General features: G+C 66.9%; 14 protein-coding genes. 4 read left to right on the forward strand and 10 right to left on the reverse strand.

Features of this window, described 5'->3' with window-relative positions:
• Positions 1-6: 6 nt before the first annotated feature.
• From G6N51_RS15360 to G6N51_RS15380, 5 genes are read right to left on the reverse strand one after another with little or no spacing between them, the layout of a single operon-like run.
• Complete coding sequence (locus G6N51_RS15360; RefSeq protein ID WP_083168378.1) at positions 7-1,320, reverse strand: LLM class flavin-dependent oxidoreductase; 1,314 nt, start codon at positions 1,318-1,320, stop codon at positions 7-9.
• Positions 1,321-1,322: 2 nt separating this feature from the next.
• On the reverse strand, positions 1,323-3,062 hold the full coding sequence (locus G6N51_RS15365) for an FAD-binding protein (RefSeq protein ID WP_083168375.1): 1,740 nt from the start codon (positions 3,060-3,062) through the stop codon (positions 1,323-1,325).
• Positions 3,059-3,976 carry a 3-carboxyethylcatechol 2,3-dioxygenase gene (locus G6N51_RS15370; protein ID WP_232078400.1) on the reverse strand — a complete coding sequence of 306 codons (918 nt, stop codon included), beginning with the start codon at positions 3,974-3,976 and terminating at the stop codon, positions 3,059-3,061. Before G6N51_RS15370 ends, G6N51_RS15365 begins: the two co-directional genes overlap by 4 nt.
• Positions 3,924-5,645, reverse strand: coding sequence for a bifunctional 3-(3-hydroxy-phenyl)propionate/3-hydroxycinnamic acid hydroxylase (locus G6N51_RS15375; protein WP_083168369.1), 1,722 nt, complete (start codon positions 5,643-5,645; stop codon positions 3,924-3,926). The genes G6N51_RS15370 and G6N51_RS15375 overlap by 53 nt, the downstream gene beginning before the upstream one ends.
• Positions 5,645-6,508 (reverse strand): alpha/beta fold hydrolase, encoded by an 864-nt coding sequence (locus G6N51_RS15380; RefSeq protein ID WP_083168366.1) that lies wholly within the window; start codon positions 6,506-6,508, stop codon positions 5,645-5,647. The genes G6N51_RS15375 and G6N51_RS15380 overlap by 1 nt, the downstream gene beginning before the upstream one ends.
• A 127-nt stretch (positions 6,509-6,635) precedes the next feature.
• Between G6N51_RS15380 and G6N51_RS15385 the strand changes: the two genes are divergently transcribed.
• Positions 6,636-7,313, forward strand: a complete 678-nt coding sequence (locus tag G6N51_RS15385) for an IclR family transcriptional regulator (RefSeq protein ID WP_083168363.1) — start codon at positions 6,636-6,638, stop codon at positions 7,311-7,313.
• A gap of 14 nt (positions 7,314-7,327) precedes the next feature.
• Entirely contained in the window at positions 7,328-8,944 is a 1,617-nt protein-coding gene (locus G6N51_RS15390; RefSeq protein WP_083168360.1) for an FAD-dependent oxidoreductase, read from the forward strand.
• Between the two features lie 3 nt (positions 8,945-8,947).
• Here G6N51_RS15390 and G6N51_RS15395 read toward each other — a convergent pair whose 3' ends face one another.
• Positions 8,948-10,168 carry a sensor histidine kinase gene (locus G6N51_RS15395; RefSeq protein WP_083168684.1) on the reverse strand — a complete coding sequence of 407 codons (1,221 nt, stop codon included), beginning with the start codon at positions 10,166-10,168 and terminating at the stop codon, positions 8,948-8,950.
• Positions 10,169-10,275: 107 nt separating this feature from the next.
• On the opposite strand from G6N51_RS15395, the gene G6N51_RS15400 reads away from it, so the two are divergent.
• A complete protein-coding gene (locus G6N51_RS15400) occupies positions 10,276-10,929 on the forward strand; it encodes a response regulator (RefSeq protein ID WP_083168357.1) in 654 nt (217 codons plus the stop codon).
• On the opposite strand, the gene G6N51_RS15405 is transcribed toward G6N51_RS15400, so the two are convergent.
• From G6N51_RS15405 to G6N51_RS15415, 3 genes are all read right to left on the reverse strand, one after another.
• Positions 10,922-11,836 (reverse strand): thiamine pyrophosphate-dependent enzyme, encoded by a 915-nt coding sequence (locus tag G6N51_RS15405; protein ID WP_174814318.1) that lies wholly within the window; start codon positions 11,834-11,836, stop codon positions 10,922-10,924. The two genes, G6N51_RS15400 and G6N51_RS15405, sit on opposite strands and share 8 nt — an antisense overlap.
• Before the next feature lie 141 nt (positions 11,837-11,977).
• Positions 11,978-12,856, reverse strand: a complete 879-nt coding sequence (gene meaB / locus G6N51_RS15410) for a methylmalonyl Co-A mutase-associated GTPase MeaB (protein ID WP_083168354.1) — start codon at positions 12,854-12,856, stop codon at positions 11,978-11,980.
• A complete protein-coding gene (locus G6N51_RS15415) occupies positions 12,857-13,996 on the reverse strand; it encodes a thiolase family protein (RefSeq protein WP_083168351.1) in 1,140 nt (379 codons plus the stop codon).
• Positions 13,997-14,184: 188 nt separating this feature from the next.
• Here G6N51_RS15415 and G6N51_RS15420 point away from each other — a divergent pair, with 188 nt between their 5' ends.
• Positions 14,185-15,054 carry a proline iminopeptidase-family hydrolase gene (locus G6N51_RS15420; protein ID WP_083168348.1) on the forward strand — a complete coding sequence of 290 codons (870 nt, stop codon included), beginning with the start codon at positions 14,185-14,187 and terminating at the stop codon, positions 15,052-15,054.
• A 5-nt stretch (positions 15,055-15,059) separates the two neighbouring features.
• Here G6N51_RS15420 and G6N51_RS15425 read toward each other — a convergent pair whose 3' ends face one another.
• Positions 15,060-15,827: an enoyl-CoA hydratase/isomerase family protein gene (locus G6N51_RS15425; RefSeq protein WP_083168345.1), complete on the reverse strand. Its 768-nt coding sequence runs from the start codon at positions 15,825-15,827 to the stop codon at positions 15,060-15,062.
• Positions 15,828-15,867: the final 40 nt, after the last annotated feature.

The raw sequence follows: 15,867 nt of genomic DNA on the forward strand, positions 1-15,867 counted from the left end.
CCGGTATCACTTGCCCTGCTCTCTTGCCTGCTGTTCCTTCAGGCGCTTCGCCGCCTGCACCCGGCCTTCGTTGATCTCCGCCATCGCCTCGGGAATCTCGCTGGCGGTGAACTTGTCTCGCCCGGTGGGTAGGCCTCCGAAGGCATAGGTTTCGTCGAACAGCGGCGTCGTCGACTTCGGCCGGCGCGCCTCGACCTTCTCGATGACCGGTGCAAGCCGCTTGGCTTTGGCGGCGACTGCCTTCTCGTCACGTTCGATGAACTCGGGCAGCACCTCCCTGCCCATCAGCTCGATGGATTCCATGGTGCCCTCGTGGCTGCGCGGGTTGAGCAGCAGGATGATCTCGTCGACCCCGCTGTCCTCGTAGCCGCGCAGGAATTCGCGAACGGTGGCCGGAGTCCCGATCGCACCGCGCCCGGGACCGTACGCCAGCGTCGGGTCCTTCTCGACCTCTTCGAGGTACCGCTTCCACACCCCGGTGCGGCCTGGAGTGTGCATCCCGGTCAGGTAGTAGTGCATGATCCCGAACGAAAAGAATCCGCCGCCTTGCCCGAGCCGTTGTAACGCTTCCTCTTCGGTCTTGGCGACCATCATCGACAGGTCCCCGCCTATTGCCAGGATGTTCGGGTTGATCTGCGGCGTGATCGGGACGCCGTTCTCCTCGAGCTCCTTATAGTAGCCGTTGACCCGCTCGGTGAGCGGCCCGGGACCGGTGTAGGCGAAACTCAGTGCACCGATGCATTTTTGGGCGGCCATCTGTACGCTGGCCGGCCGCGTGCAGGCGACCCAGACCGGCGGATGCGGCTTTTGCAGCGGCTTGGGGATGACGTTGCGGGGCGGCATCTGGATTTGATCACCTTTGAACCCCGAGAACGGTTCCTCGATCATGCAGCGGATCGCCACCTCGAGCGATTCCTCCCACTGCGCCCGCTTGTCAGCGGGATCGACATCGAATCCGCCGAGTTCTCCGACGGAGGAACCTTCACCGGTGCCGAACTCGACACGCCCGTTCGAGAGCAGATCGATGGTGGCGACGCGTTCGGCGACCCGGGCTGGGTGATTGACCGCGGGCAGCAGGTGCATGATGCCGAAGCCCAGCCGGATGTTCTTGGTCCGCTGGCTGGCCGCCGCCAGGAAAATCTCCGGCGCCGTCGAGTGGCAGTATTCCTCGAGGAAGTGGTGCTCGGTCAACCAGACCGTGGAGAAGCCCGCCTTGTCGGCGGCCTCGACCTCGTCGAGGCACTCCTGCAGCAGGACGTGTTCATCGTCGTGGGCCCAGGGGCGCGGTAGGGCGAATTCGTAGAACAGCGATATTTTCATCGTTACCTCCTATGAGAATTAAGGGTTCGGTTGGCCGCGTGTGCGGCAAGGTGATTCGCCGCGACAAAGCCGAAGGTCATCGCGGGGCCGATGGTCGCCCCCGCGCCGGCGTAGCTGCGTCCCATCACCGGCGCGGAGGTGTTACCCACCGCGTACAGCCCCGGGATGACCGTGTCGTCGTCCCGTAGCACGCGCGCGTATTCGTCGGTGCGCAGGCCGCCCGACGTGCCGAGGTCGCCCAGGACGATCCGGAACCCGTAATACGGCGGATGCCCCAACGGATACAGGTTCGGGTTTGGCAGCGTCGGATCGCCGTAGTAGTTGTCGTAGGTGCTGTCGCCGCGATTGAAATCGTCATCGTGACCCTTGCGGGCGAGTTCGTTGAAGCGGCGGGCGGTTTCGCGAAGATTGTCCGCCGGCACGCCGATCTTGGTCGCCATCTCCTCCCACGTCGTCGCCGCCTTGACCACGCCCGACTCGAGCCACGCCGAGGGGACTTTGCGGCCGGTGGGTACCGGCGCTCCCGGGATTTTGGGGATCGGCAGGTGACCACCGATGACGTAGCGATTCCACGACCTGTGGTCGGTGATCAGCCAACAGGGGATATGGGTCACGCCGGATTTCTGGCCGTCGATCATGGCATGGCCAAAGTCCATGTAGGGCGCCGCCTCGTTGATGAAGCGCTTGCCGTCGCCGTTGACGATGAACTGCGCCGGCATCATGCGTTCGTTGAGCATGAATTGCATGCGGCCATCCGGCCATTGGATGGCGGGAAACCACCACGCCTCGTCGAGCAGGTCGGTTGCCGCGCCGAGCTTTTGGGCCGCGCGGATACCATCGCCCATGGCGGCGGGATTGCCAAAGCTCCAGTCCTGGTCCACAACGGGTAGCAGTTCCTTGCGCCAGGCCAGATCGTGGTCGAAGCCGCCGGACGCCAGGATGACCCCGAGGCGCGCACCGATCCGCTGCGTTTTGCCGTCCCGCACCACCGACACGCCGGTCACCGAACCGTCGGCGTCGGCGATCAGCTCGGTCATCGGCGAGTCCAGCCACAGCGGGATGCCACATTCCCTCATGGTCAATCGCAGGCGAGCGGCCAGTGATTGCCCGATGGCCGCCATCCGCTCGCCGAACAACCGCGCGCGGATCATCCGCGATATCAGCTTGAGCAATACGCCCTTGCCGGCCCACGATTGCCGGATTCGGTAGAACGTGCGGAGTTCCTTGGGGCCCAGCCAGATTCCTCTCGGCGCCAGCGCCAGAGGCTGCAGCAGTCGCTGCTCGTCGGGCCCGAGCTTCCGCAGGTCGATGGGCGGCACGTTGATCGTGCTGCCGAGTTCGGACCCGCCGGGAAGTTCCGGATAGTAGTCGGCGTAGCCGGGTTTCCAGACGAACTCACACCACCCCGAGAGCCGTTCGAGGAAGGCGAGCATTTCCGGCGCGGACCCGACGTACTGGCGTATCCGCGCCTCGCTGACCAGTCCGTCGGTGATCCGGCGCAGGTATTCGACGACGCGTTCGGGCTCCGGGGCGTAACCCTCCCGGCGCTGTGCGGGCGCCCCGGGCACCCAGATGCCACCGCCGGACAACGCGGTGGAGCCGCCGAAGAACGAGGACTTCTCCACGACCACCACGTCCAGCCCGGCGGCCTGGGCGGTCAGGGCGGCCGTCATCCCGCCGCCACCCGAGCCCACGACTAGTACGTCGACGACGTGGTCGAAGTCGTTTACCGCAGCCCTCATTTCGGCACGGCCGTTCTGATGGCGAAGCCGGCGATCAGCTCGGCGGCCGGCTTGTAGTAGCGCCCGGTTATCTCGTAGGGCCCGACGCTCGCCAGCGCCGCGAATGCGGCCACCCAGGTTCTGATTTCCTGGGCGGAGCTGCCGCCCTCGTGGGCCACGTACGAATTCGACCACTTGTCGAGCTCGCCCAGCCAACCGCCGTCGATGATCTCGAGGAACCGCTGATCCCAGACCGGGTTCAGTGGCTGCAGGTCACTCTCGCCGGCGGCGAAGCTCTTGGCCGCATCGATCACGGCCGCCTGCCGGGCCTGCCGCTGTTCAGGTGTCATCGGCTGGCCGTGGACGATGCGCTCCAGCACCGGCGGGGGTGCGGTCGCCAACGTGGGCACCGGCGGGCTGTGCGACAGCCCACCCGACCCCAGTACCAGGACCCGCTTGCCCAGTGTGGCCAAGTAACTGCCCACGGCCGTACCGAGCGCCCGGCACCGATGTAAAGGCCCCAACGGCACGCCGACCGCGTTGATGAAGATCGGTATCACCGGGCGCGAGGTGGCTTCGCCGAACAACTTCTCGAGTGGCTGAACCGTGCCGTGATCCACATCCATGCACGCGGACACCGCGATGTCGACCCCCGCGTCGAGCACGGCTTTCGCGCACTCGGTCGCGAGTTTCTCCGGAACGTCGAGCGGACCGGCATGGGTGCCGTAATCGCCGACGCCGTTGGCGCTCGTCCCGATGCAGAAGGGCGGCATCATCTTGTAGAAGAACCCGTTGTAGTGGTCCGGGGAGAAGATGACGACGAGCTCAGGGTCGTAGTCGGCGACGAATCGTCGCGCATCGGCGATCGCGCCTTCGATGTCGTCAAGCAGGTCCTGCGACGGCCCCGGAAGATTCAGGAGCGGGCTGTGCGACATACAGCACAGAGCCAGTGCCACTTTGCAAATCACCCCCTCGCGGTGTGAGCGTGAGCGCTTTCAGCAGTGCGGCGCTCAGGTCGGGAGCGCGCTGAGCGATGCAGGCACCGGCGATGCAGCGATCGGGGCGCAGGAACAACACCGATTCCTGGTGGGTGTCGAACCAGGATTTGACAGCGCCGCCGTGGTCGCCCACGACCAGCACGTCGGGATCGTCGTGTCCGGTCCAGTGCAGCTGAGTCACCGGCCGCAGCGCAACGAACCGGGCGCCCAGCGCTTTCCAATTCGCGAAGGCGACGTCGCCGAGAATCTTGCGGGGATTGTTGTTCCAGCACAGCACGGCGAACCAGTCACCGAGCACGTCGTCCAACAGCACATTTTGCTTCTCGCGGGTGTCGACCCGAGGCTGAATGAACAGTGTGCCCACAGGCGAGTCCGCCCCGCCGTATGTGGGGCTGTGCACAACGGCACCGTGCTCGTAGCGGGGCATCGGCTTGAAGCGCATCTCGAGGACATACCGCTTGAGCGACGGCACGATTGACGCCGACCGCACCAGCAGATCGCGCGCGCCGGCCACCCGGCGGTTGGTCGGCGAGATCACCCGGCCCACCATGGTGGACAGGTCGATCATCGCCCGCGCGTGCTTGCGGCGCTCCACGTCGTAGGTGTCCAGGAGCTTGTCGTCGGCGCGACCGCTCACCACGGCGGCGAGCTTCCAGCCCAGATTGGCCGCGTCCCGGATTCCGCTGTTGTAGCCCTGGCCCTGCCATACCGGCATGAGATGGGCGGCGTCCCCGGCCAGCAACAGCCGGCCCTTGCGGAACGCGCCGGCGATCCGCGAGTGGTGCGTGTAGACCCGCCGCCGGATCACGTCGACGCGGTCCGGGTGCGGCACCATCCGGGACAGCATCTGCGTCAGGAACGCCGGATCTTCGGCCTGCTCGTCGGTCTCGTCTGCGTGAATCATGAACTCGAACCGGCGAATTCCGTGCGCGATCGAGATCGAGGCGTAGGGGCGTTCCGGGTCGGCGCCGACCTCGCTGTTGGGATGGCCGAGCGGGTCGTTGGCGACGTCGACCACCAGCCAGCGCGTCGATGACGTCGTCCCGTCGAAGGACACGTCCATCATGCGGCGCGTCATGCTGCGGCCGCCGTCGCAACCCACCACGTAACGCGCTCGTAGGCTGGATGTTTCGTGGTCGTGCCCACCCGCCAATTCGACGGTCACCCCGTCGGCGTCTTCCTGACACGCCGCCATCGGACGTCCCCACCACACCTCGACGTGCTCGAATCGGTCCAGCCCGGCCAGCAATTCGGCATCGACGAGCGGTTGCACGAAGCCGTTGCGCTTCGGCCACCCGAAACGCGCGTCGGGCGGGGCCATTTCGGCTAGCACGCGCCGCTTGGCGTCGACGAAACGCAGGATCTGGTTGGGCACCGTATGCGGTATGACCCGCTCGGCCAACCCAATCGACTGGAACGTGCGCAACGCCTCGTCGTCGAGCCCGACCCCGCGCGGATAGTCGATCAGCGTGTCGCGTTCTTCGACCACCACCGTTCGGATACCTTGCAGGCCGAGGATATTGGCCAACGTCAGACCAACCGGACCGGCCCCGACCACGACAACGTCGGCCTCGATACCTGCCGGCTCGCGCCCCGCCTCGGCCATCACCGCCCCAGCAGGAAGTCGAGATGCAGGCGATTGAAGGTTTTGGCGTCCTCGTACTGGGGCCAATGACCGCAGCCGGGCATCACCTCGAAGCGCGCACCGGGGATCATCGACGCGATCCGGCGGCCCTCCGTCACGTCCGCGGTGGGGTCGTCGCTGGTCCACAGCACCAGCGTCGGCGCCGTGATCGCACCGTACTCGTCCGGGCTGATGATGTTGCGCGCCCGAATCTCGGGGTCCTGCAACGCCATGATGTCGCGCATGGCGTCGACGAACCCCGGTTGGCGATACACACGTTGGCGGCTGGCGACCAAGTCGTCGTAGTCCTTGGACTTGTCGGCCATCAACCACTTGATCCGAGCTTGCACCGTGTCCCAGGTCGGGTCCTCGGCGGCCGCCATCGACAGGGTCACGATCCGCTTCATCACCACCGGGTCGGCCTGCGAGCCGCCCGCGGTGTTGAGGACGAGCCGGTCGACCACGTCGGGATGGTCGATCGCGGCGCGGGCGGCCACCCATCCGCCCAGCGATTCACCGCTGATGCTGGCGCGATCGACGCCGATGGTGCGCAGTACGCCCACCAGGTGCTCGACGTAGTGGCGAACTTGCAGCGGGTGGCCCGGCTTGCCGGTGTAGCCGTGGCCCAGCATGTCGATCGACCAGGTCCAGAAGTGCTCGGCGTGTGCCGCCAGGTTCCGGACGTACGCCTCGGCGTGGCCACCGGATCCATGCAGTAGCACCAGCACCGGCGTGCCCGGGTCGCCAGCGCGGAGATAGCGGGTCCGCACTCCCCCGGCGTCCAGGTAGCCCTGCTCAAATGCGACGCCCTGGAGATCGCTCCAGATGCTCTCGAACTCCGCCACGGTTCCTCTCTGGCCTTCAGATCGTGGAAATCGTATTCTCGTTCTTGACGTACCTTGTGTGCTAATATCGCACACTAGCGTGCGTTATTAATAGAGCTTCGCTCTCGCAAGGAGGTCTGTCAAGGCTGTGGCAGGTTCGGCGACAGGTTCACAGACGCTGGCCCGGGGTCTGACCGCGCTGCAGATGGTGGCGGATTCCCCCAGCGGGCTTACCGTTCAACAACTGGCCGACCAGGTCGGGGTGCATCGGACCATCGCCTATCGACTGCTTTCCACGCTCGCCGAATTCCGTTTGGTGGCCAAGGGAGAGGACGGGCGCTACCGGCCGGCATCCGGGCTCGCCGTGCTGGGCGCGTCCTTCGACCGCAACGTGCGCCAAGTCAGCCTGCCGACACTGCGCGCACTGGCCGACGAGCTCGGCACCACGGTGTCATTGCTCATCGCCGAGGGCGACCAGCAGGTGGCGGTCGCGGTCATCGTGCCGAGCCATGTCGCTTACCAGCTGTCCTTTCACGAAGGAAGTCGATACCCGCTCGAACGGGGTGCCGCCGGAATCGCCTTGCTCGCAAGCATGCCCCCGCGCCCGGGCGAACGAGACTTGGTCACCCGCGCACGCGAACGCGGCTGGGTGACCACTTACGGGGAGATCGAACCGAACACCTACGGCCTCGCGGTGGCGGTGCAGCGCCATCCGCCCTCCCCACCGACTTGCATCAACCTCATCTCCCACCGGGAGGACGTGGTGATGCGCGGAAAAGACGCGGTCGTCAAAGCCGCAAAGCAGTTGTCCGAGCTGCTGAGCTGAAGGGATAACAGTCCATGTCCTGGGACAATGAAGCCGATGTCGTCGTGCTCGGTAGTGGTGGGGCCGGGCTCACCGCCGCGCTCGCCGCGGCAGCCTCCGGTGCCTCGGTGGAGATCTTCGAGAAGGCGCCGACCGTCGGCGGGACGACCGCGGTGTCGGGTGGCGTCGTGTGGATCCCCGCCCATAACCGTTCTCCCGACGGGGAATTGACGCCTGCCGACGCGTTGCGATACCTGCGCGCACAGTCCCTGGGCTCGATGGACGACGAGTTGGTCGAAACCTTTGTGCACACCGGCCCGGCGATGCTCGACTTCGTCGAGGCACACAGCGGTTTGCGCTTCGAGATCGCCACCGGCTTCCCCGACTACCGCCCCGAATTGCCGGGAGGACGACCCACCGGCGGCCGATCGCTGAGTGCCGCGCCATTCGATCTGGCCCAGTTGGGCGAATGGGCCACGCGGATCACGTCGTTCCCCGCCGACTGGTCCAACGTCGGTTTCGACGCCGAGACCAGGGCACGGCTACACGCGGCGATCGACGAACGAACCAGCCACCTGTGCGTTGCCGGCACCGCGCTGATCGCGGGACTTCTCAAGGGACTTCAGGATGCCGGCGTGACGCCGCACATCAACGCGCGCGCCGAACAACTCGTCGCCGAGGGCGGAGAAATCACCGGGGTGCGGATCTGGCTTCGGGGACGCAGCGTCAGCGTTCGCGCCCGGCACGGCGTCATCCTGGGCACCGGCGGCTTCGAGTGGGATCCCGCTCTGACGCAGGCGTTTCTGCGTGGCCCGATGCACGGCGCGGTCTCTCCGCCCACCAACACCGGGGATGGCCTGCGCATGGCGATGGCGCAGGGTGCGGATCTGGCCAACATGGGCGAAGCCTGGTGGGTCCCGATCGTCCAAATTCCCGGCGACACCATCGAGGGCAAGCCACGCAGCCGCAGCGTAAGGCTGGAACGAACCCGGCCCAGGAGCATCATCGTCAACGCGGCCGGGCGTCGCTTCGTCAACGAGGCGTCCGACTACAACTCCATGGCCGGCGCGTTCCACTACCTCGATCCCCGCGGTGGGTACGTCAACGACCGCGGTTGGATGGTGTTCGATTCAATTCACCTGCAGCGCTATGGATTCCTGGGCATCGAGCCGGGGCAGCCCGTTCCGGACTGGTTCTGCGAGTCGGCGGACCTCGCCGAGTTGGCCGGCAAGACCGGCATCGACGCGGATGGGCTGATCCAGACCGTCGAGGACTGGAATCGCCACGTGGCCGCCGGCGCCGATCCCGACTTCGGACGTGGCTCCAGCGCCTACGACGGCTACTGGGGCGACAACACTGCGACCACCCTCGCGGGCAAGACGCTCGGCCCCATCGACACCGCCCCCTTCTACGCGGTGCCGCTACGCATCGGCGCGATGGGCACCAAGGGCGGCCCGCGCACCGACCGCGATGGGCGGGTGCTGCACGTGGGCGGTGAGCCGATACCAGGCCTGTTCGCCGCCGGCAACGCGATGGGCGGGGTCACCGGACGCGCCTACGGTGGCGCTGGCGGAACGCTGGGCCCCGCAATGGTTTTCGGTTATCGAGCCGGCCACGCCGCCGCTACGGGAAAGTCCGTCGACCTGAAGTAGCAGTTATCTTGCGATCGGCAGCTCGACGCAGATGTGGGTGCCGACGGGCACGTCGAGGAAGGTGAACCTTCCCCCGGCGGCTTCCACGCGGGCCCGGTGCGACGCCAATCCGATGTGTCCTTCGCCCAGTCGGCGCGCGACAGTCTGGTCGTCGAATCCCACGCCGTCGTCGGCCACATGCAATACGCACGTCTCGTCGGTGATCCCGAGCATCACCGAGGCGCTCCGGGCCCGCGAATGTTGCACGACGTTGGACATCAATTCGCGCGCCACACCGAACACGACGGGGTCGACGGCGCTGCGAATGGGGTAGTCGATGTCGGTCTGAATCTCGATGCCCGACCGTTGGCCGGTGAAGGTGGCCAGCTGCTGGACCGCGGCCGCCAACCCGACCTGCTCGAGGACGGCCGGATGCAACTCAAACGTCGCCTGCCGCAGTCGCTCCGAGGCCGTCTGCAGACCGGTGAGCGCGCGCGCGATGCGGTCATCACCGGGTAGGGCCGCGTCCAGCTCGACGAGCTCCTGGCGTACCGCCAAGATGTCTTGCAGCGGCCCGTCGTGTATGGACTCCGAGATCCGGCGCTGCTCGACGTCGGACGCCGTCATCGTCTGAGCGAGCAATTCCTCGCGGAGGGTGCTGAGTCCGGCGACCGAGTGGGTGTGCCGCTCCTCGATGCGGACGGCCACAAACGCCGTGACACACAAGAATCCGTAGAGGAGGAACCGAAACGTGGCCTCGGTGACGCCGATCGAACCGACCATCTCCGGGTCTTCGAGCACTGCGACCGCGAAACCCGCCATCGAGAAAATCAACACCACCGCCGCCCGCCGGGACGAGATGTCGAGCCCGATCAGGATCGGGAGTGCCGTCATGATGAGCAACGGATGGAGTCCGTTGGTCGACAACACTTGGAAGACCGTCAGCATGACGACATCGATGACGGTGAACACGAACGGCTCCAGCCGGCCGACCTGGACCAGGCGGCCCCGTCCGAGCCGTAGTCGGCTCCGCGGGAAGGCAAGCGCCAGAGCACACGTCGCGACAACCGCGTACCCGGCAATGAGCACAGTTTGCTGAGCCCACTCGGACCGGCGGGTGCCGCTGAGCATCGCAGCGATCATCAGGCCCACCACACCGAGCCGAAGGACTGACGCGATTCGATAGGAGCGCAGCTGGTGAAGCCTGCGCACCCGGCCCAGTTCTGCGTCACTGGCGACCGCCACGCGAACACAGTACTCATCCGCGCGGGCCGCCTCACCGCAAATCACGCCTAGATGCATCAGAGTTTTCTCCGATTGTCTTCGCCGCTTTGCGGGCTACACTCATCGCCATGGCCCGCCCGGCGACGCCCGAGAAGGTGCGGGTGGTTGTTGGCGACGATCACCCGCTCTTCCGTGAGGGCGTGGTGCGTGCGCTCTCGTCGAGCGGTTCGGTGAACGTCGTCGGCGAGGCGGAGGACGGCTCGGCGGCACTTGAATTGATCAAGGAGCACCGGCCCGACGTCGCTCTGCTCGATTACCGGATGCCCGGCATGGATGGCGGGCAGGTGGCGGCGGCGGTGCGGAATCAGGGGTTGCCGACCCGCGTGCTGCTCATCTCCGCGCACGACGAGCCCGCCATCGTCTACCAGGCGCTGCAGCAGGGCGCCGCCGGGTTTGTGCTGAAGGACTCGACGCGCAGCGAGATCGTCAAGGCCGTGCTCGACTGCGCACTCGGCCGGGACGTGGTGGCGCCCGCGCTCGTGGGCGGGCTCACCGCAGAGATCCGGCACCGGGCGGAACCAACGGGTCCCGTACTGAGCGCGCGTGAACGGGAGGTGCTCAACCGGATTGCGCGTGGCCAAAGCATCCCCGTGATCGCGGCTGAGCTGTACGTGGCTCCGTCCACGGTCAAGACCCACGTACAGCGGCTGTACGAGAAGCTCGGCGTCAGCGATCGCGCGGCCGCCGTTGCCGAGGCGATGCGGCAAGGTCTGCTCAGCTAGCGGGCGACCAGTGGTCCGGTTCGCTCACCGACGCCGGACGCTCCTCGCGCAGTTGTGCGTTCGCAAACGCCGCGGCCTCGGCCACCAGGTGGCGAGCCCGTCGCTCTACCTCGTAGAGGTGGCCGGCGTTCACGCCCGCACGGGTCAGCTGGCGGCGCGCATAGACCAACGGATCGACCCCGGCTGGGTGGTTGGTCCGGTAGGTGACCGCCTCGACCATGGTGGGGCCGCCGCCCGCGCCGGCTCGACGCACCGCCTGGGAGACCGAGTCATACACCGCTACAACGTTTTTGCCGTCGACGGGCGCCACCGGCAATCCGTGGCGCTCGCGTGGACCCCGGCGCACACCGGACCCATCGCGGATGTTTTCGACGACGAACACCACCGGAAGGCGCCACGACAGCGCGATCGTCGCCGCCGACTTGAACTCGGGGGAGCTCACGGCGTCGTCCCCGATGACGCACAGCGTGACCTTGCCTCCACCGGCCACCTGCTGCGCATAGGCGTCGCCGAGCGCGAACAGGATCGATTGCCGCAGTGGGTTCGAAGTGGCGAAGATCTGCTTCCATTCGGTCGCGAACGGGCTTTCCTGCACACCGCCGGCCGCAACCGGGCTGGGGGCGATCATCTCGGCGATGGCCGGGCCCAAGGGCAGGGCGCGACCAACCCGCTCAGCGTGCTCGAAATGGCGGATCGCGGTGCTCATGATGTCGCCCGGTCGCAACGCCGCGATGGTGCCGACGGCCACGGCCTCTTGGCCGAATGCGGCCACCATGGGTCCGTTGAGCAGACCGTCGATGCGCGATTCTTCCAATGCCATGTCCAGCAGGCGCAGAACCCACATCCGCCGGTACAGCTCCAGCTGTTCACCGAGGTGTGCGGCCGACCGTTCGGGTGTGCGAGCCATGTGCCGGGTCTCCTAACTCATCGCAGATCGTGCCGTTGGGCACAAGATCAACGTAGGGAGATTGGCGCGGCCGGGCCTCCGCCGATCGGTCCGCAAACGGGATGAATCCCGGTTCCCCCGATCGGGGGACACGCGAAGCCGTTAGTCCTGCTCCCGGGGGGTCGGGGACAGCAGCCGCTCGGCCGCCGAGTAGGGGTCCCGGTCGCCGTCGACGACCGCCTCGGCGAGCCGGTCGAGGTCCGGCCGGCTGCGCAACCGCGTCTGCGCCAAGGACAGGATCTGCGCTCGGGCACGGGCTAGGCGGCGCGCACGGCTGTCGGTCCGGTGGTGGTCCTCGATGGCGGCCATCAACTCCGCGATGCCCTCGCCGCGATCGGCGATGAGGCTGATGATCGGGGCATCGGTCTCGGCCCGCAGGTCCCGTACGGTCTGCTCGGCACCGTCGCGGTCGGCCTTGTTGACGACGACGATGTCGGCGACTTCGAGCACCCCCGCCTTGGCCGCCTGGATCGCATCGCCCGCACCGGGATTGAGGATGACGACGGTGGGGTCGGCGACGGCGGCGATTTCGATCTCGGACTGCCCCACCCCCACCGTCTCCAGCAGGACGACGTGATAACCGATCGCCCCCAGCACGCGGATGGCGGCGGGGACCGCCGCGGCCAGCCCGCCGAGGTGGCCCCTTGTCGCCACCGACCTGATCAACACGTCGGAGTCGTTGATATGCGCGGCCATTCGTATCCGGTCGCCCAACAGCGCCCCACCGCTGAACGGCGACGACGGGTCCACCGCCAGCACCGCCACTCGGTCCCCCCGTTTCCGGTAGGCGCCGACCAGAGCGGCGATCGTAGTGGACTTGCCCGCGCCCGGCGGGCCGGTGATGCCGATGACGTCGACCGATGACGGCTCGATACTGGCCAGCACCTCGTCGCGGCGCTCGCCCTCGACCAGGGAAAGGAGCCGACCCGCCGCGCGCGGAGATCCGTCGCGCGCGCCGGCGATCAAGTCGGCGATCTCCATTTACGGTGCTGGTACCTCGATGACGGTCGCGGACCCCATTCCGCCGCCCGCGCACATGGCCGCTACCGCGATTCCGCCGCCGTGACGGCGCAATTCGTAGACGAGGGTAACCAGCATTCTGGCACCCGTCGCCGCCACCGGGTGCCCCAACGAGCATCCGCTGCCGCTGACGTTGACCTTGTCCGGGTCGAGATCGAGCAGCTTGACGGTGGCCACGCACATCGCGGCGAAGGCCTCGTTGATCTCGAACAAGTCCACATCCGAGACCGAAAGTCCGGCGCGGGCAAGAGCTTTCGGAATCGCTTCGACAGGTGCCAGCCCGGTGATCGCGGGGTCGACCCCGACCGAGGCCCAGGACCGCACGGTCGCCAGCGGCGGCAGGCCAAGCTCGTCGCTCGCGATGGTCAGCACGGCCGCACCGTCGTTGGCGCCGCAGGCGTTGCCGGCGGTGATGGAAAAGCCCTCGATTTCGGGATGCAGCGGCTTGAGCGCGGCCAGCTTCTCCATGGTGGTGTCGCGGCGCGGGTGTTCATCGACGGCGAACAGCCCATGCGGCGTCTCGATGGGGACGATCTCCTCTTTGAAGCGGTCTTCGTCGATCGCGGCGATGGCGTTGCGATGCGAACGCAGCGCCCACGCGTCCATCTCTTCCCGGCTCACGCCGGCTTTCACCGCGGCGTTCCAGCCCACGGTGATCGACATGTCGAGGTTCGGCGCGTCGGGACGGTCCGGATGGGTCGGGGGGAACCAGTCGACCCATTCGCCGTCCACCTGCATCCGGGACCGGGGGGACGTGGAGGCGGAGTTCACGCCGCCGGCGATGACGAGTCGATCCATGCCGGCGCGCACACTCGCCGCCGCGCTCTGCACCGCCGCCTGGCCGGCCGCGCAGTGGCGATTGTTGGCCAGGCCGGGCACCTGGGTCAGCCCGGCGGTGATGGCGGCGTGGCGCGCGACCACGCCGCCGCCGTACAGCCCCTCCCCCAGGATCACGTCGTCGACCTGCGCCGGGTCCAATTCCTTCGCCGCTTCCGAGACCACGTGGTTCGCGAGGTCGAAGGCGCTGGTGTCGCGCAGGGTGCCCTTCCGGGCGGTGCCGATGGGGGTGCGCAGGGCGGACACGATGACGGCTTCAGGCACGTGGTCTTCTCCAGTTCGGCGAACGTCGCGAGGGCTCGACAGCCCCCACGGCCTATGAGAACACTATTCTCTCATTCTGAGAGTCAGCGTTGCAAGGAGACTTGAGCTCGCGAACTGACGCAGAATCGCAGACACCGGCGTATACGGTACGACTCTGCTTGGCAAGCAACCCAGGAGGCATCCTCGGCATGGAGGGAAAGATCGGGGTCCCGGGCGGCGACGTGTGGTTCAAGCGGGTCGGTAGCGGGGACGGCGTGCCCCTGCTCGTGGTTCACGGCGGGCCCGGCTTACCCCACACCTACCTGCGGTCGCTCGAGCGGTTGACCGACGAGCGAGAAGTCATTTACTGGGATCAGCTCGGCTGCGGCAAGTCCGACCGCCCATCGAACCGTGACCTGTGGACCATGCAGCGCTCGGTGGCCGAAATGGATGCCGTCGTAAGGGCTCTCGACCTCCACCGTTTCCACGTCTTCGGCAACTCGTGGGGCGCAATGATGGCGCAGCAGTACACGCTCGACGTCACGTCGGGCGCTGTCAGCCTCACCATCTCCAACAGCATCGCGTCCATCCCGCAGTTCTCCGAGATGGTGGCCCGGCTGAAAAACGGGCTCGATCCGGCGACGCAATCGGCCATCGAACGTCACGAGGCCGCCGGGACGACGTACACGACCGAATACCAGAACGCGATCCGCACCTGGAACGAAACCTACCTCTGCCGCGCACGCCCTTGGCCCCCAGAGCTTTTGGCGGCCTTCGCCGACATGGGCACCGAAATCTTCGAGACGATGTTCGGGCCGAGCGACTTTCGCATCGTCGGCACCATCCGAGACTGGGACGTGTTCGATCGGTTGGCCGAAATTTCGTTGCCCACCCTCATCCTTGCCGGCAGGTTCGACGAATGCGCGCCCGAGCACATGTGGGACATGCACCGGCGCATAACGGGATCGAGCTTCGAGTTGTTCGAGAAGAGCTCCCACATGCCCTTCATCGAGGAGCCGGACAAGTTCGACCGGGTGATGCGTGGCTTCCTGCGGCGACACGACTCGCCGCCGGCGTGACGCGCTCAGTTCTTGCCGGCGGCCAACTTGGTGACGATCGACCGGAAATCTTCGGTCGTGAACGACTGGTGCTCGGCCGAGAGGGCATAGTCCAGGCTGGCCAGCACCGCCCGCTCCAGGTGGATGTTCAGCACCCGTTTAGTGCTTTCGACCGCCTGCTGCGGCAGGTCCAAGATCTTCTTGGCACAGGCGATTGCCTGCGCAAGCGGGTCGGAGGCCACGTGGTTGGCCAGCCCCAGTTCGACGGCGCGCTGCGCGCTGATGCGGGTGCCCGTGAGCGCGAACTCCTTGGCCAGCAGCAAACTGATGTGCAGCGGCCAGGTCAACGGGCCGCCGTCGGCCGCCACCAGCCCCACCTGCACGTGCGGGTCGGCGAGGTAGGCATCCTCGGCGATGTAGACGATGTCGCTCAGCGCTACCAGGCTGCAGCCCAGCCCGACGGCGGGCCCATTCACCGCGGCCACCACGGGAATTCGGCACCGCGCCATGCCCAGCACGATCTCCCGTCCATCCCGGATGGTCTTGGCGCGCAGATCGGCGTCGGCCGACAGTTCCTTCAGGTAGGAGAAGTCGCCGCCGGCTGAAAACGCCCGGCCGGCCCCGGTGATGACCGCCGCGCGGGCGGCGGGGTCATCGGTCAGTCGCTGCCACAGCCGCGCCAGCCCGACGTGCAGGTCGTCGTTGACCGAGTTGAGCGAGTCCGGCCGGTTCAAGGTGATGATCCGCAATGGGCCATCGGCTTGGACGTCGATTTCGGCAGGCATGTCGTACACGTCAGACTCCTTCTATGGTCGTGACCCGCTTCACCCGGGC

Origin of the sequence: Mycobacterium paraseoulense, assembly GCF_010731655.1 — a bacterium.
Lineage (GTDB): Bacteria > Actinomycetota > Actinomycetes > Mycobacteriales > Mycobacteriaceae > Mycobacterium > Mycobacterium paraseoulense.

Excerpts from the sequence above, each read along its gene's own strand:
- G6N51_RS15360 (WP_083168378.1), bottom strand. The coding sequence starts at position 1,320 with ATGAAAATATCGCTGTTCTACGAATTCGCCCTACCGCGCCCCTGGGCC.
- G6N51_RS15365 (WP_083168375.1), bottom strand. The coding sequence starts at position 3,062 with ATGAGGGCTGCGGTAAACGACTTCGACCACGTCGTCGACGTACTAGTC.
- G6N51_RS15370 (WP_232078400.1), bottom strand. The coding sequence starts at position 3,976 with ATGTCGCACAGCCCGCTCCTGAATCTTCCGGGGCCGTCGCAGGACCTG.
- G6N51_RS15375 (WP_083168369.1), bottom strand. The coding sequence starts at position 5,645 with ATGGCCGAGGCGGGGCGCGAGCCGGCAGGTATCGAGGCCGACGTTGTC.
- G6N51_RS15390 (WP_083168360.1), top strand. The coding sequence starts at position 7,328 with ATGTCCTGGGACAATGAAGCCGATGTCGTCGTGCTCGGTAGTGGTGGG.
- G6N51_RS15400 (WP_083168357.1), top strand. The coding sequence starts at position 10,276 with ATGGCCCGCCCGGCGACGCCCGAGAAGGTGCGGGTGGTTGTTGGCGAC.
- G6N51_RS15405 (WP_174814318.1), bottom strand. The coding sequence starts at position 11,836 with ATGGCTCGCACACCCGAACGGTCGGCCGCACACCTCGGTGAACAGCTG.
- meaB (WP_083168354.1), bottom strand. The coding sequence starts at position 12,856 with ATGGAGATCGCCGACTTGATCGCCGGCGCGCGCGACGGATCTCCGCGC.
- G6N51_RS15420 (WP_083168348.1), top strand. The coding sequence starts at position 14,185 with ATGGAGGGAAAGATCGGGGTCCCGGGCGGCGACGTGTGGTTCAAGCGG.